21 protein-coding genes and 1 other RNA gene are annotated in these 20,344 nt (G+C 35.0%); 12 read left to right on the top strand and 10 right to left on the bottom strand.

Going from position 1 to position 20,344, the window contains the following annotated elements:
* The first annotated feature begins 424 nt into the window (after positions 1-424).
* Both OZD64_RS05080 and OZD64_RS05075 read left to right on the top strand, forming a co-directional pair.
* Positions 425-1,045 carry a superoxide dismutase gene (locus OZD64_RS05080; RefSeq protein ID WP_010082437.1) on the top strand — a complete coding sequence of 207 codons (621 nt, stop codon included), beginning with the start codon at positions 425-427 and terminating at the stop codon, positions 1,043-1,045.
* Positions 1,042-2,313: a M16 family metallopeptidase gene (locus OZD64_RS05075; protein WP_274999440.1), complete on the top strand. Its 1,272-nt coding sequence runs from the start codon at positions 1,042-1,044 to the stop codon at positions 2,311-2,313. The genes OZD64_RS05080 and OZD64_RS05075 overlap by 4 nt, the downstream gene beginning before the upstream one ends.
* 6 nt (positions 2,314-2,319) lie before the next feature.
* Here OZD64_RS05075 and OZD64_RS05070 read toward each other — a convergent pair whose 3' ends face one another.
* From OZD64_RS05070 to nuoE, 3 genes are all read right to left on the bottom strand, one after another.
* Positions 2,320-2,637: a WD_0736 family protein gene (locus tag OZD64_RS05070; RefSeq protein ID WP_010082444.1), complete on the bottom strand. Its 318-nt coding sequence runs from the start codon at positions 2,635-2,637 to the stop codon at positions 2,320-2,322.
* Positions 2,638-2,828: 191 nt separating this feature from the next.
* Entirely contained in the window at positions 2,829-4,043 is a 1,215-nt protein-coding gene (tgt, locus tag OZD64_RS05065) for a tRNA guanosine(34) transglycosylase Tgt (protein WP_010082445.1), read from the bottom strand.
* Positions 4,044-4,544 (bottom strand): NADH-quinone oxidoreductase subunit NuoE, encoded by a 501-nt coding sequence (nuoE, locus tag OZD64_RS05060; RefSeq protein ID WP_010962799.1) that lies wholly within the window; start codon positions 4,542-4,544, stop codon positions 4,044-4,046.
* Positions 4,545-5,217: 673 nt separating this feature from the next.
* On the opposite strand from nuoE, the gene OZD64_RS05055 reads away from it, so the two are divergent.
* Both OZD64_RS05055 and rnpB read left to right on the top strand, forming a co-directional pair.
* Positions 5,218-6,894: a hypothetical protein gene (locus tag OZD64_RS05055; RefSeq protein ID WP_274999437.1), complete on the top strand. Its 1,677-nt coding sequence runs from the start codon at positions 5,218-5,220 to the stop codon at positions 6,892-6,894.
* Between the two features lie 157 nt (positions 6,895-7,051).
* Positions 7,052-7,401, top strand: an RNA gene (rnpB, locus tag OZD64_RS05050) — RNase P RNA component class A.
* Positions 7,402-7,452: 51 nt separating this feature from the next.
* Here rnpB and OZD64_RS05045 read toward each other — a convergent pair.
* Positions 7,453-8,223, bottom strand: coding sequence for a response regulator transcription factor (locus tag OZD64_RS05045; protein WP_010962797.1), 771 nt, complete (start codon positions 8,221-8,223; stop codon positions 7,453-7,455).
* 325 nt (positions 8,224-8,548) lie between these two features.
* Between OZD64_RS05045 and OZD64_RS05040 the strand changes: the two genes are divergently transcribed.
* The 4 genes from OZD64_RS05040 to OZD64_RS05025 are packed head-to-tail and all read left to right on the top strand — an operon-like array spanning position 8,549 to position 11,982.
* Positions 8,549-9,532, top strand: coding sequence for an NAD(P)H-dependent glycerol-3-phosphate dehydrogenase (locus tag OZD64_RS05040; protein ID WP_010962796.1), 984 nt, complete (start codon positions 8,549-8,551; stop codon positions 9,530-9,532).
* 19 nt (positions 9,533-9,551) lie between these two features.
* Positions 9,552-10,034, top strand: coding sequence for a phosphatidylglycerophosphatase A family protein (locus OZD64_RS05035; RefSeq protein ID WP_006279290.1), 483 nt, complete (start codon positions 9,552-9,554; stop codon positions 10,032-10,034).
* Positions 10,024-10,803 (top strand): GNAT family N-acetyltransferase, encoded by a 780-nt coding sequence (locus OZD64_RS05030; protein WP_038198989.1) that lies wholly within the window; start codon positions 10,024-10,026, stop codon positions 10,801-10,803. Before OZD64_RS05035 ends, OZD64_RS05030 begins: the two co-directional genes overlap by 11 nt.
* Before the next feature lie 42 nt (positions 10,804-10,845).
* Complete coding sequence (locus OZD64_RS05025; protein WP_274999435.1) at positions 10,846-11,982, top strand: hypothetical protein; 1,137 nt, start codon at positions 10,846-10,848, stop codon at positions 11,980-11,982.
* A gap of 3 nt (positions 11,983-11,985) precedes the next feature.
* Here the strand turns inward: OZD64_RS05025 and OZD64_RS05020 are convergent, their stop codons facing one another.
* Both OZD64_RS05020 and ybeY read right to left on the bottom strand, forming a co-directional pair.
* Complete coding sequence (locus OZD64_RS05020; protein ID WP_010082472.1) at positions 11,986-12,774, bottom strand: succinate dehydrogenase iron-sulfur subunit; 789 nt, start codon at positions 12,772-12,774, stop codon at positions 11,986-11,988.
* 86 nt (positions 12,775-12,860) lie between these two features.
* Positions 12,861-13,313: an rRNA maturation RNase YbeY gene (gene ybeY / locus OZD64_RS05015; protein WP_010082473.1), complete on the bottom strand. Its 453-nt coding sequence runs from the start codon at positions 13,311-13,313 to the stop codon at positions 12,861-12,863.
* Between the two features lie 24 nt (positions 13,314-13,337).
* On the opposite strand from ybeY, the gene OZD64_RS05010 reads away from it, so the two are divergent.
* Both OZD64_RS05010 and OZD64_RS05005 read left to right on the top strand, forming a co-directional pair.
* Positions 13,338-13,469: a hypothetical protein gene (locus tag OZD64_RS05010; RefSeq protein WP_255322244.1), complete on the top strand. Its 132-nt coding sequence runs from the start codon at positions 13,338-13,340 to the stop codon at positions 13,467-13,469.
* Positions 13,470-13,484: 15 nt separating this feature from the next.
* The gene (locus tag OZD64_RS05005) at positions 13,485-13,664 is read left to right on the top strand and encodes a hypothetical protein (RefSeq protein ID WP_274999434.1); all 180 of its coding nucleotides are present in this window, start codon (positions 13,485-13,487) and stop codon (positions 13,662-13,664) included.
* A 33-nt stretch (positions 13,665-13,697) separates the two neighbouring features.
* Here OZD64_RS05005 and OZD64_RS05000 read toward each other — a convergent pair whose 3' ends face one another.
* The 4 genes from OZD64_RS05000 to OZD64_RS04985 form a co-directional block, all read right to left on the bottom strand.
* Positions 13,698-14,096, bottom strand: a complete 399-nt coding sequence (locus OZD64_RS05000) for an EVE domain-containing protein (RefSeq protein WP_274999432.1) — start codon at positions 14,094-14,096, stop codon at positions 13,698-13,700.
* A complete protein-coding gene (ftsZ, locus tag OZD64_RS04995) occupies positions 14,096-15,292 on the bottom strand; it encodes a cell division protein FtsZ (RefSeq protein WP_010962790.1) in 1,197 nt (398 codons plus the stop codon). The genes OZD64_RS05000 and ftsZ overlap by 1 nt, the downstream gene beginning before the upstream one ends.
* A gap of 248 nt (positions 15,293-15,540) precedes the next feature.
* Positions 15,541-15,990: a hypothetical protein gene (locus OZD64_RS04990; protein ID WP_274999431.1), complete on the bottom strand. Its 450-nt coding sequence runs from the start codon at positions 15,988-15,990 to the stop codon at positions 15,541-15,543.
* A gap of 83 nt (positions 15,991-16,073) precedes the next feature.
* Positions 16,074-17,582, bottom strand: coding sequence for a YifB family Mg chelatase-like AAA ATPase (locus tag OZD64_RS04985; protein ID WP_095742738.1), 1,509 nt, complete (start codon positions 17,580-17,582; stop codon positions 16,074-16,076).
* A 122-nt stretch (positions 17,583-17,704) separates the two neighbouring features.
* On the opposite strand from OZD64_RS04985, the gene OZD64_RS04980 reads away from it, so the two are divergent.
* Together OZD64_RS04980 and OZD64_RS04975 are read left to right on the top strand one after the other, a co-directional pair.
* Positions 17,705-18,544 carry a polysaccharide deacetylase family protein gene (locus OZD64_RS04980; protein ID WP_010962787.1) on the top strand — a complete coding sequence of 280 codons (840 nt, stop codon included), beginning with the start codon at positions 17,705-17,707 and terminating at the stop codon, positions 18,542-18,544.
* Positions 18,499-20,073, top strand: a complete 1,575-nt coding sequence (locus tag OZD64_RS04975; protein ID WP_038198981.1) for a penicillin-binding transpeptidase domain-containing protein — start codon at positions 18,499-18,501, stop codon at positions 20,071-20,073. The genes OZD64_RS04980 and OZD64_RS04975 overlap by 46 nt, the downstream gene beginning before the upstream one ends.
* Positions 20,074-20,344 lie beyond the last annotated feature (271 nt).

Below are 20,344 nucleotides of genomic sequence, written 5' to 3'. Positions count from 1 at the left end.
TAGCTAGTCTTTTACTATCTCTGTCGAGTATTGGCATTTTTTGATGTCTTGTAACGCTTTATAAGCGCGTTCAGCTTATTTAGATAAAAACCTAGATGTAGATGAAGTTTTGTAAAGACATACAGTATCTATATACTGCAAAAAATTGAACATAAGACGCCGATACATTAAGTAATCCTTACCTTTTAATCTGCAGATTGGCGAAAGCAAATACAATAGCTTCAGTTTCATGATAAGGGGGTTGGCGAAGGGTGTCAAGTAACTTTTGCATTTAATCCATTTCTATGGCTTATATAATAATCGTTATTGTAGTATAATTTAGAATAATGCAATAGATACCTAAATGTTTTAGCTATTAATTATATGTTGCACAAAAGCATATATTGCCCTACCATCCAAGTAGGTTAGAAATAAAGAGGTTTTTATGAGTTTTACTTTACCTGAATTACCATACGATAAAACAGCTTTGGAGCCTTATATATCTGCAAAAACCTTAGATTTTCATTATGATAAGCACCATAAAGGATATTTAAATAAACTCAATGAGCTAGTTGAAAATACGGATTATCAACATGTAAAAATTGAGGAATTAATAACAAAAGTGCATGGTAATAGCGGCAACTTGCCTATATTTAATAATGCAGCACAAGTTTGGAACCATACTTTTTATTGGAATTCAATGAAAAAAAATGGTGGTGGTAAGCCTAAAGATGGTAGTCTTCTAGCAAAAAAAATTCAAGACGATATCGGTGGCTTTGATAAATTTTATGAAGAATTTTCGAGTCATGGAGTAAGCCAGTTTGGCAGTGGATGGGTATGGTTAGTGCTCGAAAAAGGTAGGTTAGGAAAGCTCAAAATCACCAAGACTCCAAATGCAGATTTGCCAATAATTTATGGCCAAGTGCCACTACTCACTATGGATGTGTGGGAGCACGCCTATTATTTAGATTGTCAAAACCGTAGAATTGACTACATAAAAGTTTTCCTTGATCATTTGATTAATTGGGATTTTGCAGAAGAGAACTTAGAAGAATATATGAGATGAATATACCCCGGGTAACAAAATTAGATAATGGTCTGCGCATAATAACTGAGCAGGTGCGTGATATTGATTCCGTAGCTTTAAGCATACGAGTTGGTGTTGGCAGTAGAGCAGAAAGTGCAAAGCAAAATGGAATATCCCATTTTTTAGAACACATGGCTTTCAAAGGGACGAAGACAAGAACTGCCTTTGAAATTGCAAAAGCTTTTGATGACATAGGTGGAGTTTTCAACGCTAGCACCGGTAGGGAAAGCACCACCTATTATGCAAAAGTCCTCAAGAAAGACATAAAAACTGGTATTGATATATTAATAGATATATTGATGAATTCCACGTTTCCAGAAGATGAATTGGAACGTGAGAAGGGTGTTGTAATACAAGAGATTTTTCAAACTAATGATTCACCAAGTGACATTATTTTCGACAAATATTTTGAGGCAGCTTATAAAGACCAACCATTTGGTAGGTCAATCTTAGGCACGCAAAATACTGTAAAATCTTTTACTCGAGGAGATCTAGATAATTACATAAATGAGCATTACTTTGGTGAGAATATGCTATTTGCCGTTGCAGGAAATGTTGAACATGAAGAAGTTGTTGCATTAACCAAAGATTTTCTCTCAAAGATTCATTCTAAAAAGCTGAAAAAAAGCCAAAATGCGAGCTGTACTGGTGGTGAGTATTTAGAACATCGTAAATTAGATCAGGTACACTTGCTAATTGGTCTACCTAGTGTTTCTCGCCATGACGATAAATATCACACGTTTCAAGTGCTTGATTCTATATTAGGGAGCGGAATGTCATCACGTTTATTTCAGGAAGCAAGGGAAAAGCAGGGATTAGCTTACTCTGTTTATTCATTTAATTCCAGCTATACTAATACAGGAATGTTTTCCATTTTTGCTGGTACAGACAGTAGTAACTTAGATAAGCTTTTAAAATCTATAACGACAGAGTTGAAGAAGTTGTCTACAGATGATCTGAAGGAAGAAGAAGTAAATAGAGTGAAAGAGCGAGTAAAATCCCAAATTTTAATGTCACGCGAAAGTGTTAGCTCACGTGCTGAAACATTGGGACACTACTACGGTAACTATAATAGGTACATCAGTAAAAATGAATTAATAGAAAAAATTAGTGCAGTTACCACTGCTAACGTAAAAAAAGCAGCAGAAGAATTGTTATCTCAGCATGAAAAAACCACTCTAGCTGCAATTGGAGAAATTGAATCATTGCCAAGTTACGATAAAGTGGTTTCTATGCTTAAAGCTTAGTGTACTTTAATTATGTTGCTTAAGCTCACTAAAAAGTTCAATGAACGGTTGCAAAATCCTTTCTATAAAAAGTTTGCTTTCTGGTTCATCGCGTATATTACTTATCAGTTTATTCAAAGTTTTCTCGCTGTTTCGTAAAAATAAATAGCTTTCTACTGCTTGCACACCAGACAAGACAGTCAAAATTCCTCCTATCACTAGACAAGCAGCTATAGCAGGTACGGTACCCACTGCAATTGCAGTTGCGATTAATGATAACCCAGCTAAGAATGTAACGGCTGAAACGCAAAACGCTATTTGATGTTTTTCTTTATTGTTAACCATAAATACCTCACAAAAACTATATTTTTAACATACCAGTGTTGTCATGTATTGTCAAGTTTTTAAAGAAGATTAAAAAATGCAACGCACATGTGCAAAAAACGCTAACTATGGATTAGCCAAGGAAGAAAGAGTAGGAAGAGGAAGGCTTTTTCTGTTTTAGGGAATATAAAATAAGCGTAGAAAAATATGAACTAGGTGTATAATTCACAGTGTAGTGGTGTCTCACTAATCCAATTATTTTTCTCCCGATCTAGCCTATCATCTAATATAGCCTGCCTTATTGATGCCATTAACTTATTCATAAAGAAAATATTATGAATGGTAACGAGCGTGTAAGCCAGGAGCTCTTTAGCTTTCAGTAAATGGTGTATATAAGCTCTTGAATGTTTTCTGCAGGTAAAACATAAACAGTCACTTTCAATTGGGTTGTTGTCCAGCTCAAATCGTTGATTCCGCAAATTAATATGCTCTTTGCACTTTGAAGAAATAGAATTTCTGTTTTTTACTTTAACAAGTGCGCCACCATGCCTTGCTAAGCGGGTTGGATGCACGCAATCAAACGTGTCAATTCCAAGCTCTACTCCGCGAAAGATGTCCACAATTCCACCAATACCAAGCAAATGAGTAGGCCTGTCTTTTTTCAGGTGGTCCATAGTGAAAGAAACTACATCATGCATCTGCTCTTTACTTTGACCAAGTGATCCACCTATTGCTTGACCAAAAAATGGCAAATCGTTGATAAAATCACAACTTTCTCTACGTAAATCTTGATACACTCCGCCTTGACTAATTCCATACAGTGCCTGCTTGCCATTATTGTTTTTTTCAAATTCATTTAAAGAACGTTCAGCCCATCTGTGGCTCATGAGCATTGATTTTGCTGTGTATTCTTTGCTTACGTGAAATGGAGTGCATTCATCTAAAACTAGGATTAAATCTGCACCTAATTTCTGTTGAATTTGTACAGATTTTTCAGGAGTTAAGCAATAAATTTTACCATTAATGTAAGAACGGAAAATTGCCCCATCCTCATTAATTTTGATCAAAGTTTTTTGTTTTTTTCTTATTCCTTTTATCTCTTCCGAAACTGATCCGTGGCCTAAGCTAAATATCTGATATCCACCTGAGTCAGTTAGCATTGGCCCATTCCATCCTATCATCTTGCGCAAACCACCAAGTTTTGCAACAGTATTCTCTCCTGGTTGAAGCATTAGGTGATAGGTGTTGGAAAGTATGATTTGGGTACCAGCTTCACTTATTCTTTCAATATCTGCAGCTTTAATTGCAGCTTTTGTTGCGCAGAATATAAAAGCGGGGGTTTCTACGCTTCCATTTGGAGTTTTAATTGTTCCAACTCTTGCAGAACCTGATTGCTTGATTCTCTTGAATGAAAATTCTTCTTTCATCTATTTGCCTGAAAGTTCTGTTATGATGTTTTCTACTTTCTCAGGAGTAAGATTTTCATAGAAGTCATTATTGATCTGCACAACGGGAGCATTAACGCATGCACCTAGGCATTCAACTTCTTTTAAAGTGAACAAATTATCTTTAGTAGTCTCACCGATATTGATTCCAAGTTTTTTTTTAAAGGTATTTAAAACTTCTTCACTATTGCACAACCAGCAAGGAGTTGTTCTACAAATTTGTATTAGATATTTGCCTACTGGTTTTAAATTATACATGGTGTAAAAATTTGCCACTTCATATACACGAATATGTGGAATATGCAGCATATCAGCAACATAACGCATAGCAGATTCAGAAACCCATCCGCATTGCTCTTGAACCAGATATAGTAAAGGCATAACAGCACTACCTTCTCTACCTTTGGGATACATCTCTATAAACTTTCCCGCTTTCTTGAGGTTTTCTGATGTAAAACTAAACTGCTCTTCTTTTTCTATCATTCATGAGACTCGTGTAAACTTTAACAGATTATACCTGTAGAACCAATGATTGCAATTGTTGGTTTTTTGAGAAATAGCATAAAGCTTCTTAGCCCTCTTCAAGCTTATATTTACCTTTTAGTATAAAATATTATATTAATTTTTTAATTTTAGTTAAAATTTTCATTGACATTAACACACAGGAGTAATCATAATAGCATTTTATTAATATTTTAAATAAAATTATGTCTATATTAAGAAGATTGCTCGGATCAACTCAAATACACCGGAAATTAAAGAAGCGATAGGTTTTAATCCAACAAACGTAGAATTAATTGAGGGGAATGGAGTTGCTTACGGACTCAGCTATCAAGATAATGGTAATGGGAGCAGTAAAGTAAAATTACTTATTAGTCCATTATATCAATCAAAAACATACGAATGTGGTACAAATATCAGCGTAGCAAATGAATTCAAAGATCAATTATCTCTCACATTAATAGAAGATTCAGCTGAAATAGATAAAGTTGGAGTTATCTTTCCTGAAGAAGGAATTAGCGAAGAAGGAGAAAAATGCGTTAAAGGCTTATCTTTTAACACTTACGGAATTAAACAATCAGTTAATACTCCTTCAGTTGAACATTTAGATAAAAGAAAATTACAAAAGAATATTGATAATAATAGTCTTGCAAATGTGGGCAATAGTTACTTTCAACCAAGAGCAGTGAAAGTTGGTAATGGTGACGTAATTGTAATCGCCCATAACTTAAAGGATCAAACTTTAGTTTCTTGGTACTTAAAGTCAAGCGAGAGCGGAAAATTTAAGGTATTGACTGGAGAAAAAGGTGTTACAGAAAGAAAATTGTTCAATTTTGATAATCAGGGGCAATTGGCATTAAATGGAAACACGATGCTTTATTCGCAAGTGAGCAAAAGGATTACTAAGGAAAATCAAGAGGTGAGAAAAACACGTATTTTTAAATTTGATATGGCTAAAGTGATTCAGGGTCTGAAGGATAGAGTTAATGGCTTTTTACTTGGTAATCGAAAAGGTCAAATAGATAATAAAGCACTATCTCTTTCTAGAGAACATGAAATAAGCTTTTTGCAGTATGTTGAACAAACGGAAGGAAATGATCTAGTTGCTTTTCTTGAAAATGACCAATCAGCTAATGAGCAGAGGTTACATATAGCAACTCTACTTAAAAATGGATCAGTGTCAGATTTTCCTATCTATCAATTTACAGATCCTATAGAGCAATTATATATTAAAGGCAACGGTCAGGGTGGTTTTATCGTAACTGCGGTAAGTGGAGAAAATATTGTAACTTTTAATCAAAACGGCTCTGGAAAATCTTCTGAAGCAACAATAATACCGGCAAATAGCATCAAAACTCTCAGTGATTTTGTTAATATCATTAACGGTCGATTAACGCCAGATATTATTTCTAGTAGTACCGTGGCTCCTATAACTGTTGCAGAAACGGTTGTGACTTCTAAGAAGACGCCGACTGCTGCAATTACTAGCACAGCAGAAACCGACGCTGTGAAGACTACTAAATTGACAACGGAAGCCGTTGCACCTACTTCTACAATGAATAAACCTTCAACAGAGTCAACGACTCAAACAAGTACAGTAACAGTGGAGCCAACAACAGCAACAAAAACAACTGCTACTTCACAAGCAACCACGATTACTGCAACGTCAACTAATGTGCCTTCGGAAACTGAAATAAGTACTGTAAAACCTACAGCAGCGACTGGTGCGTCGACTTCTACGATGAGTAAACCTTCAACAGAGTCAACGACTCAAACAAGTACAGTAACAGTGAAGCCAACAACAGAAGCCGTTGCACCTACTTCTACAACGAATAAACCTTCAACAGAGTCAACGACTCAAACAAGCACAGTAACAGTGGAACCAACTGCGCCAACAACAAGCTCAGAGAAAACTACACAAACAGTATTTAGTATACCAAGTACTAGAACAAAAGAGTCAACAACTCCTATATTCACCACGACTTTACTTCCTCAGTCTACTTCTTCACCACAACCTACTCAACTTGCTATAGGGTCTAATAAGGCAGGAATGATAGGGGGATCTTTGGTTGGAGCAATAGGTATTGTTGGAATTATAGGATTCATAGCATATAGATATGTTAAGGGTCGTAATGCTGCTCCTGTATTAGAACTAACTGATTTGGGTTATAGAAGGCGATCATCTTCAAGTAGCGATGAAGAAATTTTTACCACTGGTAACAGAATGCGAACTATATATCAATCTGAAACAGTGCTAAATAGTATATCAGTAGAAAGTAGTAGTCGATCAAGAAGTAGCTCATCGTCTTCAAGCGGTGGACCAGGCTCTTGACTAACTGAAGCGGAGTCTAAAAGTGAAAAAAGCTTATCTTGGGATAGTGATGATGTGCCGGAATATCACCTTTAGCTATTTGTCTAAATGTTTTTAATATGTAGACTGTTAGGAAATTGTCTTTTGCTTTTGTGATTTTCATGTTAAAGTATAATTCCTAGGTGAAATAAGTAGCTGCTGTTGTGTGATAAACATAGCAGAGGAAAGTCCGGGCTCCAAGGAAAAATAGTGACGGGTAATGCCCGCCGGAGGTAACTCCAGTTATAGGGCTACAGAAAATTACCGCCTAAAATATTTTTAGGTAAGGGTGAAAAGGTGTGGTAAGAGCACACCATGGCAATGGCAACATTGGTAGTCGAGTAACCAACACTAGGAGCAAGATTAAATAGAAGTAGATTTTATGTTTTCCTCATATCTACTCGGGTAAATCGCATGCGGTAAATGGTAACATTTACTCCAGATAAATAGCTACATAAACAGAACTCGGCTTATATTTCACCTAGGCGTTCACATGATACGTGCGATATAAGCCATGCTATATTTAAATGTGTAGGCATTTCATGCGTTGTCCTTCACTTGTTCTGCTTGATAGCCATCACTACTTTCGCCTACATTAACATTAGAATATTCATCATCATCAATATACTCTTTCAGAACATACCCTCTGCCCCAAACGGTTTCTATGTGGCTTTTTCCATCATTTGCACTTTCAAGTTTCTTACGTAATTTGCACATAAAAACATCAACTATCTTGTTATCTGAAGGTTCATCCAAGCCATTGTAAAGATGATTTAAGAACATTTCTTTTGTTAGTACTGTTCCTTTACGCAGTGCTAGCAATTCTATCATAGAATACTCTTTATTAGTAAGGTGAACCGTTTTACCTTTCACCTCAACAACCCTGTGATCAAAATTGATATTTATATTACCAATCTTTATCACCGATTCAGGATGGCCTTTAGTACGACGCACTATGGCCTTAATTCGAGCTAATAACTCGCTTTTATGAAATGGCTTGGTTAAGTAATCATCGGCACCATACCCGAGTCCTTTAGCTTTGTGATTGACAGCGGATATGCATGAAAGTATTAAGACAGGAACTTTGATTTTTGCACTTCTTAGTCTTAACAATATATCATATCCGTCAATATCACCAGGTAAGTGTATATCTAAAATAACTAGGTCATAGTAATCTCCGTTTGAGGAAACCATATTATTGTTATAATCTTGTGCAGAAGTAACAACGTCACAGAAGTGTCCATCAGAAGTTAAGGCGTTAACTACAGTCTTTGCACTTACTTGATCATCTTCAATTAATAATATACGCATATTTTACACCCCATAAATAATTTATAATTTTAGTAATATATATAACTAAGGAAAGTAATAAATCAAATTTTTATTAACAAATGATCAAAATTACACTTATTAATTAATAGTAAATATATTGTTCCAAAGTTATATAAATAGATCTAAAATATAATAGACATACCATGATAGTAATAATATTTTTAGTAAATATTGAATTAAAGTTACTATTATTAAAAGAATACTTCGGTTAATAAATATTTAACTATTCTATATGTCTGTGTTATATTTTTAATTTACTTATCCTACTATTTTAAAGTATAAGTAATATTTTCAGGAATATTGTGTGGCAATATCAATTTTAGGTGCTGGTGCATGGGGTACAGCAATCGCAATTTCATTAGGTAGTAAGAAAGATGTGATTTTGTGGACTCACAATGAAACTACATTTGAATCAATCAACGGGAAAAGAGAAAGTGACAAGCTACCCGGTTGTCGAATTTCTGATAATGTGTCAGTAAAATTGGCTATTGAAGACATAATTAATGCTTCAGTAACAATCCTCGCTGTTCCCACTCAGTCTCTGAGGAAGGTATGTCAGCAATTGCATAATTGTAATCTGAAAAAAGATGTAGCAATAATTTTAGCTTGTAAGGGAATAGAAAAGTCTACATTAAAATTACCTAGTGAAATAGTAAATGAAATTTTACCTAACAATCCTATTGCTATTTTTTCAGGTCCTAGCTTTGCTGTAGAAGTTGCAAGAAAATTACCCTATTCAATGGTTCTTGCATGCCAAAATAACACATTAGGTTCAAAGCTAGTATCAGAGCTGCAACAAGAAAATGTTAAATTGGAGTTTAGTAACGACATTATAGGAGTACAGATTTGTGCAGCGTTAAAGAACGTTTTTGCTATAGCGTGTGGGATCGTTCTAGGTAGTAAACTTGGGTTTAATGCTCATGCAGCATTGATTACGAAAAGTATGAGCGAAATTAAGGCTTTATACTCAGCAAAAATTGGTGACGGTAGTGTGGATATAAATACACTACTTGGGCCAGCATGTCTGGGTGACCTAATTATGACATGCACATCCTTGAATTCAAGAAACTTATCTTTTGGGTTTAAAATAGGTAATAGTGACAATGGCTTTAATGTTCAGCAGATTTTGTCAGAAGGCAAGTCAGTGATTGAAGGTTTTAGCACTGCTGAGTCCATATTTAATTTAGCAGGAAAGCTAAAGATAAAAATGCCTATATGTGAAGCGGTCTATAGATTATTGTATGAAAGCGCCTCTATAGAGGATACTCTTTCTGTTCTTATAAGTTAATTTTGTATTTGGATATATTGTGAAATTTTTATATAAATTAATATCAACGTGGTGGCTGTCTGGAACAGTAAAAAAAATGCCAGGTACTGTGGGTAGTTTGGCTTCTTTTCCGCTTGTTCCTGTAATCCTGAGCAACAAAATTTTAGGTGCAGCAATTATTTCTTTTTTATTCTTAATTGGATTATGGTCTACAGGTAATTATATAAAACATTACAAGACTTCATGTGATCCAAAAGAGGTAGTAATTGACGAAGTGGTTGGTCAATTGCTGACGATACTTTTAGTTTCGATATTGTTAAGCCAAGAGATGAATTGTTCTTCATTGTTGTTGTGCTTTTTTTCTTTTAGGTTTTTTGATATAATAAAAACGTGGCCTATAAATTTAATCGATAAAAATACCAAAGGTCCTTTAGGTATTATGCTAGATGACGTTATAGCTGCAATTTTAGCCTGTGTTCTTATAGGAGCCTTTTATTGTTTATTGTTGGTGTATGCAGGATAAAAAAATTTATTATTTAAGCTTAATTGTTCAAAATCTAAAGGATTATATACTGTACACAGCGAATTTATCTGAGTGGGAAGTACACGATGAATTTGATAACATCATATTTACAATAAATGGTACCAGGGAGTCATTATTTAATTTTGTGTTCTGTGGAGATCAATGTACCGAGCTTTCTATACAAAAAACTCTAGATTATCTCAGAACAAGAGATATAGAAGCAACATGGGTAATAAATTCACATATGAAAATAAGAGATATTTTAGAAAAGTGTGAAATAAAACACGTTAGCACACCAAAAAAAGCTTTACTTAATATGAAAAATTACTTTTTACCTGCTGATGTTATTCCAAACTTGAGGTTAAATGCTGTGAATGGTAGCAACCTCTTAGAACAGTTAGATCTACACACTTCTAAAATTTTTTATCATGGCGTTGGAATTGTCAGCACATTTTTTCGCAGATTATCAAATTATGATGATAAGAACTCAAGATTAAGATTTTTTCTTGTAACACTAAATAATGAAATTATTGGGACATGCGGTCTTTATGTTCAAGATAGCGTAGCTGGTTTTTATAGTGATGGAGTTTTACCAATTTACAGGAATCGTGGAATAGGTACCCAAATGGTTTTAGAAAGAATAAAGATAGCTAAACAGCTTGAATGCAAATATATAGTAGCACATTGTATGAAATCTTCTGTGAACCTTTATAAGAGATTGGGCTTTCAAATGTTAGGCAATCTTTACTTATATACCTCTTCAGCATAATTCTGAGCGGTTACAAATTTTTACATTTGTTTTAAAAGTGCTATGTTTTTTTTGTATGAAGTGGTTTTAATATTGATTCTAATATTATTCTTTCTCTCTTATTCTAAATTAAAAATTAGTAATAAGATTAAGAACTTACAGCATCAAAATGTTATCATAAATAATTTAATTGATACTGTGAATGATGGGTTTTATATTTGGGATGCAAAAAAACGTATAGAAAAGTTCTCTCCCAATTTACTAATTTTGCTTAATACTGTTTTTTACTCATTTAATGAGTTTGTGAATTTTTTTGAGCAATCAGAAAGCTTAATCAAAAATTTTGTTGAGGCAAAGGAAATAAATAAATCTTTTACTCTAGATTTAAAGTCAAAAGACAGTGAGGTTTATTGCATATGTTACGGTAGAAGCATAATAGATGATTCTACCAATGTGATAGGTGTGCTGTTATGGATAAGGGATGTCTCAGACTGTAAGATAAAGGCTAACGGACTTGAGTTAGAAAATAGTAAGCTTACACAGGAAGTGGAGAGCTATAAAAACGTTTTCAACTCTTTACCATTTCCAATACTAAGATATAACAAGAGTAGAAAGGTGGAATTTTATAACTTGTTTTATGATAAATATGTAGATGGTTCTAAGAAATTTGCTATTACCGGTAGCGCTCATAGCACAAAACCAGGAAGACATGTCATAACTTATAAGAACGAACCTAAGGTTTTCGATTTTGTTAAAATTCCAATACAAGGTTCTGGTAGCATAGTAATGTATGGGAAAGATGTTAGTGATGCAGAGAAATTATATACTGAATTAAACAGTTATTTAGCTACACAGAAAAATTTGCTTGAGAGGTTACCGGTTGCTATAGTAATATATAGTAAGAATCAAAAGCTAAAATTTTATAATAATGCTTTTATAAAAACCTTTCAATTTGACCCAAAATTTTTGGCATCTTACCCAACTTATCACGAAGTGATGCTTTACCTCTTCGAATCTAAAAAGCTTTTAGAAAAAGAGGATTTTCAAACTATTAGTAACCAAAGACATGAGTTGTTCAAAAAATTATTTGAATCGTACGATGATACGATGCACTTCACAAACGGAAAAGCGTTCAGGGTATTAACAATACCCTACGCTTCGGAAGGTTTGCTGTTCTCTTACGAAGAATGCAAAAGATAATACTTAAACTCCTTCTCTCTCTACCATGAGCTGTTTTACTTTCGCTATTGCTCTTGCTGGATTAAGTCCTTTAGGACAAGTTTTTGTGCAATTCATTATTGTATGACAACGATACAACTTGAATGGGTCGTTTAAAACATCAAGTCTTTCACCTGTCTTATTATCACGGCTGTCAGCAATCCATCTGTAAGCTTGTAATAGTATTGCTGGTCCTAAAAATTTATCACTATTCCACCAGTAGCTTGGGCAACCAGTCGAACAGCAAGCACATAATATACAGTCGGACAAGCCATCTAATTTTTTTCTATCTTCAGAAGATTGAGAGTATTCTTTATTTGGTAGGGCAGGCTTATCTGCTTGTAACCAAGGTTTAATTGATTTGTATTGCTCATAAAATTGGCTCAAATCCGAGACTAGGTCCTTTATTACATACATGTGAGGTAATGGATATATTTTTACGTCACCTTTTATATCATGTATAGATCTAGTACATGCAAGAGTATTGGTTCCGTCAATATTCATGGCACAAGATCCACATATGCCTTCTCTACAAGAACGTCTGAAAGTTAAAGTCGAATCTATTTCATCCTTTATTTTTATTAATGCATCAAGTACCATAGGGCCACAACTATCCATATCAATAAAAAATGTGTCTATTCTAGGGTTTTTCTCGTCATCAGCAGACCAACGGTAAATTTGAAATCTTCTGATGTTTTTTGCTCTAGCAGGAATAGGATAAATTTTGCCCTTTTGATTAATTTTAGAATTCTTTGGCAAAGAAAACTGAACCATATCACTTACCTTTTATTGTTTATAGCTAAAACCCTTTGTAGATAACATATTTTATTATCATCTACTATATTTTTATTAAATTCCTTTTAAATCGCACACATATTGTAGCCAAGCGAAGCTAAAATCTCTCTTTCTAGATTTTTCATTATAATTTCTTCATCTTTTTTTTGGTGATCATAACCAAGTAAATGCAGTAATCCATGCACTAACATGTGTGCAATGTGAGCAAGAATGGGTATATAATACTCATGCGATTCTCTTTTTATTGTGTCTATTGAAATTGCTATGTCTCCTAAATCGCACTCATTAGACAATTGTTCATACGGAAATGATAGTACGTTAGTTGGCTTATCCATTTCTCTAAATTTTAAATTAAGTTGATGTAGCAAGTCATCATCAGCCAGAGCTATTGATATATTTGGTTTATAGTGGTCTATTTTTAATTCTTTTAGAGAAGCATTGATGACACCTAATACAAAATTTTTAGGATTTTCTATAATGCTGCACCATTTCTTGTCAAGAATATTTACTTCTAACATGAGTGACACATCAGTAAGGGTGTCATGCAAATAGCTGACACTGGAATCCAAAAAAGAAGAGTTATAGACCCTTGTGTCATGTACACAACTGTACGAATATTGTACACTAGAAGGATGTCATCCCAGTGTCTAGGCACTGGGATCCAGGAATTTTGATTAGACATCAAGTTAGTGAATATAAAAGTAGCTAATCTTATATTCAAACACAACGGCTTTAATGTGGTTGCATTAAGGCTGGATTCCAGTGTCAAGCACTGGAATGACACCTTTGTGTTTGATGCAAAATCGGCTATAACGTTTAATGCACTGCCTTCGAGACAAATATTCATACAGCTGTGCGTTGTGTGCTGAGATGACATCATTTAGGAACTGAAATGACAGGTATTACACATCACTCATCCTTATTATTTCATTCCATTCGATTTCCGAAACTGGGGCAATTGATAAACGTGGTTGTTTTAATATAGTCATATTTTTCAAAAGTGGGTTTTGTTTTATATTATTTAACGTTACTTGGTTATTTAAAGGTTTCAAAAACTTTACATTCACTAATCCGAACTTGGGATCATTAACATGATAATACTCTTTAAATACTTCAACGATTCCAAGTATTGCTTTCTCTTTACCTGTATGATAAAAAAACGCAAGATCGCTTGCTTTCATAATTTTCATGTAATTTTGAGCTTGATAATTGCGCACACCATCCCACTCAACTACCTGCTCCTTTCCCATTTTTTGCCATGAGTATTCACTTGGCTCTGACTTAAGTAGCCAAAATTGCATTATTTTTTTCTTCTTAAGTAAGCTGGTATATCATAGATATTGCTGCCCCACTTAGCTCCTTCGCTTACCTGTTCAGCTGGTTTTGTTTCCAGTGTTTTGTCTTGTGTACTTTCACTTTGACTATATGGCCACTTAAATTTCTCTTTCTCTGAGTCTTCGCTCTGACTTATAGGTGAAGTTTCTGATTTATTATTGCGACCATCAATGCCAGTTGCAAGAACAGAAACTCTAACTCTTCCCTCCATCGCTTGATCAAAAGTAGCACCAAATATTATATTTGCATTTTCATCTACTTCTTCACGCACTCTATTGGCTGCAGCATCAACTTCAAACAGAGTCATATCTCCGCCACCAGTAATGTTAATTAATATTCCTTGCGCACCTTTCATTGATACATTATCAAGCAATGGATTAGATATTGCAGCCTCTGCAGCACTAATTGCTCTATCTTCTCCTTCTGCCTCTCCGGTGCCGATCATCGCTTTGCCCATCTCGCTCATTACTGTTTCTATATCAGCGAAGTCAAGATTGATAAGCCCTGGCATGACCATCAAGTCAGTTACTCCTCTGATGCCAATGTGCAGAACATTATCAGCAAGTTTAAATGCATCAGAAAATGTAGTTTTTTCATTTGCAATTCTAAATAAATTCTGATTTGGAATGACAATAAGTGTATCCACGTATTTTTGCAGTTCTTCAAGTCCAAGCTCTGCAATGCGCATACGGCGCACACCTTCAAAACCGAACGGTTTAGTTACAACTCCAACAGTCAATATCTTTTTTTCTTTTGGCGCTCTATCCTTAACTGCGGCTCTTGCTTCTCTGGCTGCTTTTGCAATTACCGGTGCTGCACCGGTTCCAGTACCACCGCCCATTCCTGCTGTGATGAAAAGCATATGACTATCTTTTATATGCTCCATAATCTCATCAATTGACTCTTCTGCTGCACCTTTGCCAACATCAGGCAAAGCACCAGCACCAAGCCCCTTAGTTAAATTAATGCCAAGCTGAATTTTTTTATCACATAACGACTTTTCTAGTGCTTGAGCATCGGTATTTGCGACAACAAAATTCACTCCTTGCAAATTAGATTGGATCATGTTATTCACAGCATTTCCACCAGCGCCACCCACTCCCACAACGGTAATCCTTGGGTGTAATATAGGCAACTCCGGCAGACTAAGATCAATAGACATTTAAATTACTCAAATTTAGCGAATTCACTTGATAATAAGTTACCGCTTTTTTAATAATATGCAAATACTTTTCACTTCTATAGGCGTAAATAGTAAACGGGATTTACTTGTTCTTAACATTTATACTAATAAGTGCCGTTAATTATAATAACTAGATTCTTAGATGACATCACTTAACCGATGCAAAAAATAGAAAACGTTTATAAAAAGGGACAGAAACCTATCCCTTTTTATTTTGTTGAAGATTATTATATTGTCTGCTCTTTCCCTTTCAATGTTTCAACTTCAACATCTTTTAATTTTGAGGCAACTTGATATGTTCCATAAACAGCAGCAACTGCAGCAATTGCCATTATGGTACCCGCAACTATCTGACCAGCAACACCTGTTCCGATAAATCCAGGTAATGAAGCAGCTATTGCTTGATTTGTTCCAACAAAGTAACTGGCAGTCTTAGCAAGAAACCCAGAAGCTTCTGCTGCACTAACAAAGCCTGCTTTCATATGCATTGCTGTAAAGACAACACTTGCAACTGCAAGCAGAAATAATGCTGTTCTCCCTTTATTATGCATAGCGTACTGACCAGCTCCACTAGCAGCACCAAGAATTCCCCAGTATTTTCCAGTTTGTATATATCCTTTTGAAATAGCATGAAAAATGCTATCCTCTTTTGTATACTCATAATTTGTTAATGCCATAACTCTACTCCTTAAATAGAATGTTAAAATTTTATTAAGGAAGCATATAGTAAAAAAAATTGCCTGTCAAGTAAACTAATTTTTTAATATACCTTTATTCTGTAATTGAGCGCTTCAGCAATGTGTGCTCTTTTTACTTCTTCACTTTTTGCAAGATCTGCAATAGTTCTTGCAACTTTTAATACGCGTGTGTAGCCTCGATTGGAAATGTAATTTTCTTTCAGTACGTATTTTAGCAATTCTAACCCTGCCTGATCTGGTTCAGTAAATTTATTAAATGCTTCACCGCTTACTTCTGAATTGCAACGAATATTTAATTCACTATAGCGCTCAGTTTGAACTTTTCTTGCTGCTATCACTCTTTCTCTTATAATTTTAGTACTTTCTCCCTCCACAGAGATTTCAGGAGAGAGTATGCTAACGTTTGGCATTTCAATGCATATGTCTATTCTATCAAGCAATGGGCCTGATATTTTGTTTTTGTAATCTGTGCCACACTTTGGAGCTTTGTTGCACGATCTGCTTGCATCACCTAAATAACCGCACCTGCAAGGGTTCATTGCAGCTATCAGTTGAAAATTGGCAGGGTAGGTTATGTGAGCATTTGCCCTTGCAACGGTAACTTTTCTATCTTCAAGTGGTTGGCGCAGAGAATCAAGCACGAGTCTTGGAAATTCAGGTAGCTCATCAAGAAATAACACGCCATTGTGAGCCATGGTAATTTCTCCGGGTTTTGCATTCTTTCCTCCTCCTATCATTGCTGGCATGGAACATGAGTGATGAGGTTCACGAAAGGGGCGAGTTACTTTGAATATTTCATTACCAGTTTTTGTTATGCTGGAAATAATATTAACATCAATCATCTCCTGTTCGGTTAAATCAGGCAGCAATCCTATAAAGCGCTTAGCAAGCATTGATTTTCCAGTACCAGGAGGGCCAACAAGAAGCATATTATGCCCACCTGCTGCTGCAATTTCAGCTGCTCTTTTTGCAACAACTTGGCCTTTAATATCCTTCATATCGGGAACCAATCTTTTTTCTTTGGGTGCATCACTATATTTAAAAATTACTGGCTGAATTAATTGCTCACCCTTAAAGTGTCTGATAATATCAGTTAATTTCTCTATAGCTAGAATTGAAACATTCTTTACCCATGAAGCCTCTACTCCATTTCCCCTTGGGCAAATTACTCCTTTATTTGCCTGTTTTGCATTGATCGCTGTTGGCAGCACTCCTGAAACTGGAATAACTCTGCCATCAAGGGCAAGCTCACCCATAATGATATAAGACTGAACTTTTTCAACTGGTATCACATTCATTACAACAAGTAGTCCAATAGCAATAGCCAAGTCATAATGACTACCTTCTTTCAGTAAATCCGCAGGGGAGAGATTAACTGTAATTCTTTTTGGAGGTAGTAGTAGATTGATTGAATTTAACGCTGCTCTGATGCGTTCTTTGGATTCCGCAACAGTTTTATCTGGCAATCCAACAATATTAAAAGCTGGAATACCATTTGCCATATGAATTTGTGCATTGACATTTACTGTGCTAATTCCCTGAAGCGCAACGGTATTTATATTTGCAATCATAATATATTATATAAAATTGTTAATACAATATATTAAAGAAGCGATGAAGTAAAGGCTACAGCAATTAAAGATGGCTTAACTTAGCAAAAAAGTGTAGTATTCTATCACTTTGCTGATTACAAATGTTTATAAGGATAATCACTTTTTTCTTACTATATTCAAGTACGGCTTTTTGTAGTGATTGTAATTTTAATTTACCATACTGTGGGCTCAGTTGTAATCTAGATCTATCATATAGAAATTTAAGTAATATAAAAAAATTATTGAATAACGACGATAAGTTTGTTGCGCTTACGTTTGATGATGGACCGTCTAACAATAGAGTAAACGATATTATTAATGTTCTGGAAAGCTATGAAGCAAAAGCAACATTTTTTGTGCTTGGTGAACGTATAAATGAAAAAACGTCTGAAATAGTAAAGAAAATTCATGAATCAGGTCATGAGTTAGGCAATCACTCTTGGTCGCATAGGAAGTTGACATCACTTTCAAGTGAGGAACAATTGCAAGAATTGGAAAAGACAAATACAGCAATTAAAAATGCAATAAAACAAGATGTAAAATGGTTTCGTCCGCCATATGGATGTTATGACGATAATCTGATTGAAAATACTGATCAATTAAATATGTATTCAATATTATGGACAGTTGATTCGCTAGATTGGCAAGGTGATAAGCCAGAAACTTTAGTTGAAAGAGTTTTAAGTAATGTACATAATGGAGCAGTTATACTGTTTCATGATCACAATAACAGGTCAAACACAATTGAAGCTTTACCTCATATTATTAAAATACTAAAAAAATCAGGTTATAAGTTTGTGACCTTAAGTGAGTGGGAAAAAAGGGTTTGTAATACGGTAAAAGCCAGAAGTGTAACAATAAAAGAGGGGAAAAAAGTGTGTTTTGAAGGAATGTTATGTGGACAAAAAACAAAGTCTTTAACCGCAGAGCATTCATATTAGGTGGTATTCAGCTTACCATTTCTGCGGTTTTTAGTTGCAGGTTATATAATTTACAAATACGAAACAGACAAAAGTACGAAGCACTATCTAATAGTAATAGAATAAGAGTTGCTACTATTATGCCTAAGCGGGGCAAAATTTTAGATAGGAATAGCATTGAACTTGCGGTAAACAAAATTTCGTATGTTGTTTTGTTTGATGGTTCTGGTAAGGAAGTTGATTTGCAGACATTATCAGAAGTCGAGTCTAAAATAGCAAAATCGTCAGAAAAAATAACTGCTCTTTATAAACGTTATTACCCGTTTGGTTCAATGTGTTCTCATGTAATCGGATATACAAAAAGACAGCAAGGCATAAGCGAAGTAGGAATCAGCGGTATTGAATATACATATGATCATATATTGAAAGGCAAGTCAGGAAAATCTGAGCAGGAAATAAATTCTAAAAAACGCGTCATAAAAGAATTATCAAGCATACCACAACAAGACGGACAAGATGTACAACTGACAATTGATATTAATCTGCAAGAGAAAACCGCAGAGGTATTTAAAGATCACCAAGGCTCCGCAGTGGTAATTGATGTAAATAATGGAGAAATTTTAGCATTATATAATTCACCTTCTTACGATAATAATCTTTTTGCTAGCAGGCTATCAAATGAGACTTGGGAGAGCTTGAATGCTCCTTCATTGCCGCTCGTGAATCGTGCGTTATCATATCAAATTCCACCTGGTTCAATATTTAAAGTAATAGTTGCGCTTGCGGGTTTAAAAGACGGGATAATAACACCAGAAGAGAAATTCTCGTGCAAGGGCTATATGAAAATAGGTGAGCGGAAATTTCGTTGTCTGAAAAGCAAAGTCCATGGGTATGTATCTTTAAATGAGGCAATGGCATTATCATGCAACACTTACTTTTATAATATAGGGAAAAAAATAAGTGTAGACTCTCTAGTAGAAATGGCCAGAAAATTTGGTATTGGAAGTGGGCCACTGATTGGAACGTTTAAAGAAGAAGCTCCAGGGTTGTTGCCAGATAGAGATTGGCGTACACGAAAGCTATATTCGCAGTGGTATTTAGGTGACACTATCAACTTAGTTATAGGACAAGGGTATATGCTTACAACACCACTACAGCTTGCAGTTCTTGCAGCGAGGATTGCAACAGGAAAAGAGGTAATTCCCCGCATTAAGATGAATGAAACGATACAAGATTTTCCCGATATTGATGTGGATTGTGAGCATCTTAGCATAGTTCGAAAAGCTATGTTTGACGTGGTGAATTCTAAAACTGGAACCTATAAGAAAGGGCTAAGCGGTATACAAATTGCTGGCAAAACCGGTACACCAGAAATAAACTCTAAGGGCGAAAGTCATAAGTTATTTATCGCCTATGGCCCTTACTATAACCCGCGCTATGCAATCTCTGTGTTTATAGAACACGGCAAAGCCCCACGCCAAGATGTTGCTATAGCTAATGAAATATTTCAGTATATGCTTGAAACTATGAGTATTAAACTTCTTGCATAACCATATAACAAACTTTTATTGGGAATAGAAACGAAAAAACTTACTTGACACCCTTCGCCAGCGCCCTTATCATGATAGTGAAGCTATTGTATTTGCTTTCGCCAATCTACAGATTAAAAGGTAAGGATTACTTAATGTATCCGCGTCTTATGTTCAATTTTTTGCAGTATATAGATACTGTATGTCTTTACAAAACTTCATCTACATCTAGATTTTTATCTAAATAAGCTGAACGCGCTTATAAAGCGTTACAAGACATCAAAAAATGCCA

The sequence above is a fragment of the Wolbachia endosymbiont of Drosophila tristis genome (assembly GCF_028981745.1).
Lineage (GTDB): Bacteria > Pseudomonadota > Alphaproteobacteria > Rickettsiales > Anaplasmataceae > Wolbachia > Wolbachia pipientis.
Note: the sequence above shows the minus strand (reverse complement) of the source record. Positions and strands in the feature narration are given on the sequence as shown.

Excerpts from the sequence above, each read along its gene's own strand:
- OZD64_RS05080 (WP_010082437.1), top strand. The coding sequence starts at position 425 with ATGAGTTTTACTTTACCTGAATTACCATACGATAAAACAGCTTTGGAG.
- OZD64_RS05075 (WP_274999440.1), top strand. The coding sequence starts at position 1,042 with ATGAATATACCCCGGGTAACAAAATTAGATAATGGTCTGCGCATAATA.
- OZD64_RS05070 (WP_010082444.1), bottom strand. The coding sequence starts at position 2,637 with ATGGTTAACAATAAAGAAAAACATCAAATAGCGTTTTGCGTTTCAGCC.
- tgt (WP_010082445.1), bottom strand. The coding sequence starts at position 4,043 with ATGAAAGAAGAATTTTCATTCAAGAGAATCAAGCAATCAGGTTCTGCA.
- nuoE (WP_010962799.1), bottom strand. The coding sequence starts at position 4,544 with ATGATAGAAAAAGAAGAGCAGTTTAGTTTTACATCAGAAAACCTCAAG.
- OZD64_RS05045 (WP_010962797.1), bottom strand. The coding sequence starts at position 8,223 with ATGCGTATATTATTAATTGAAGATGATCAAGTAAGTGCAAAGACTGTA.
- OZD64_RS05030 (WP_038198989.1), top strand. The coding sequence starts at position 10,024 with ATGCAGGATAAAAAAATTTATTATTTAAGCTTAATTGTTCAAAATCTA.
- OZD64_RS05025 (WP_274999435.1), top strand. The coding sequence starts at position 10,846 with ATGTTTTTTTTGTATGAAGTGGTTTTAATATTGATTCTAATATTATTC.
- OZD64_RS05020 (WP_010082472.1), bottom strand. The coding sequence starts at position 12,774 with ATGGTTCAGTTTTCTTTGCCAAAGAATTCTAAAATTAATCAAAAGGGC.
- ybeY (WP_010082473.1), bottom strand. The coding sequence starts at position 13,313 with ATGTTAGAAGTAAATATTCTTGACAAGAAATGGTGCAGCATTATAGAA.
- OZD64_RS05010 (WP_255322244.1), top strand. The coding sequence starts at position 13,338 with ATGCAAATAGCTGACACTGGAATCCAAAAAAGAAGAGTTATAGACCCT.
- OZD64_RS05000 (WP_274999432.1), bottom strand. The coding sequence starts at position 14,096 with ATGCAATTTTGGCTACTTAAGTCAGAGCCAAGTGAATACTCATGGCAA.
- ftsZ (WP_010962790.1), bottom strand. The coding sequence starts at position 15,292 with ATGTCTATTGATCTTAGTCTGCCGGAGTTGCCTATATTACACCCAAGG.
- OZD64_RS04990 (WP_274999431.1), bottom strand. The coding sequence starts at position 15,990 with ATGGCATTAACAAATTATGAGTATACAAAAGAGGATAGCATTTTTCAT.
- OZD64_RS04985 (WP_095742738.1), bottom strand. The coding sequence starts at position 17,582 with ATGATTGCAAATATAAATACCGTTGCGCTTCAGGGAATTAGCACAGTA.
- OZD64_RS04980 (WP_010962787.1), top strand. The coding sequence starts at position 17,705 with ATGTTTATAAGGATAATCACTTTTTTCTTACTATATTCAAGTACGGCT.
- OZD64_RS04975 (WP_038198981.1), top strand. The coding sequence starts at position 18,499 with ATGTGGACAAAAAACAAAGTCTTTAACCGCAGAGCATTCATATTAGGT.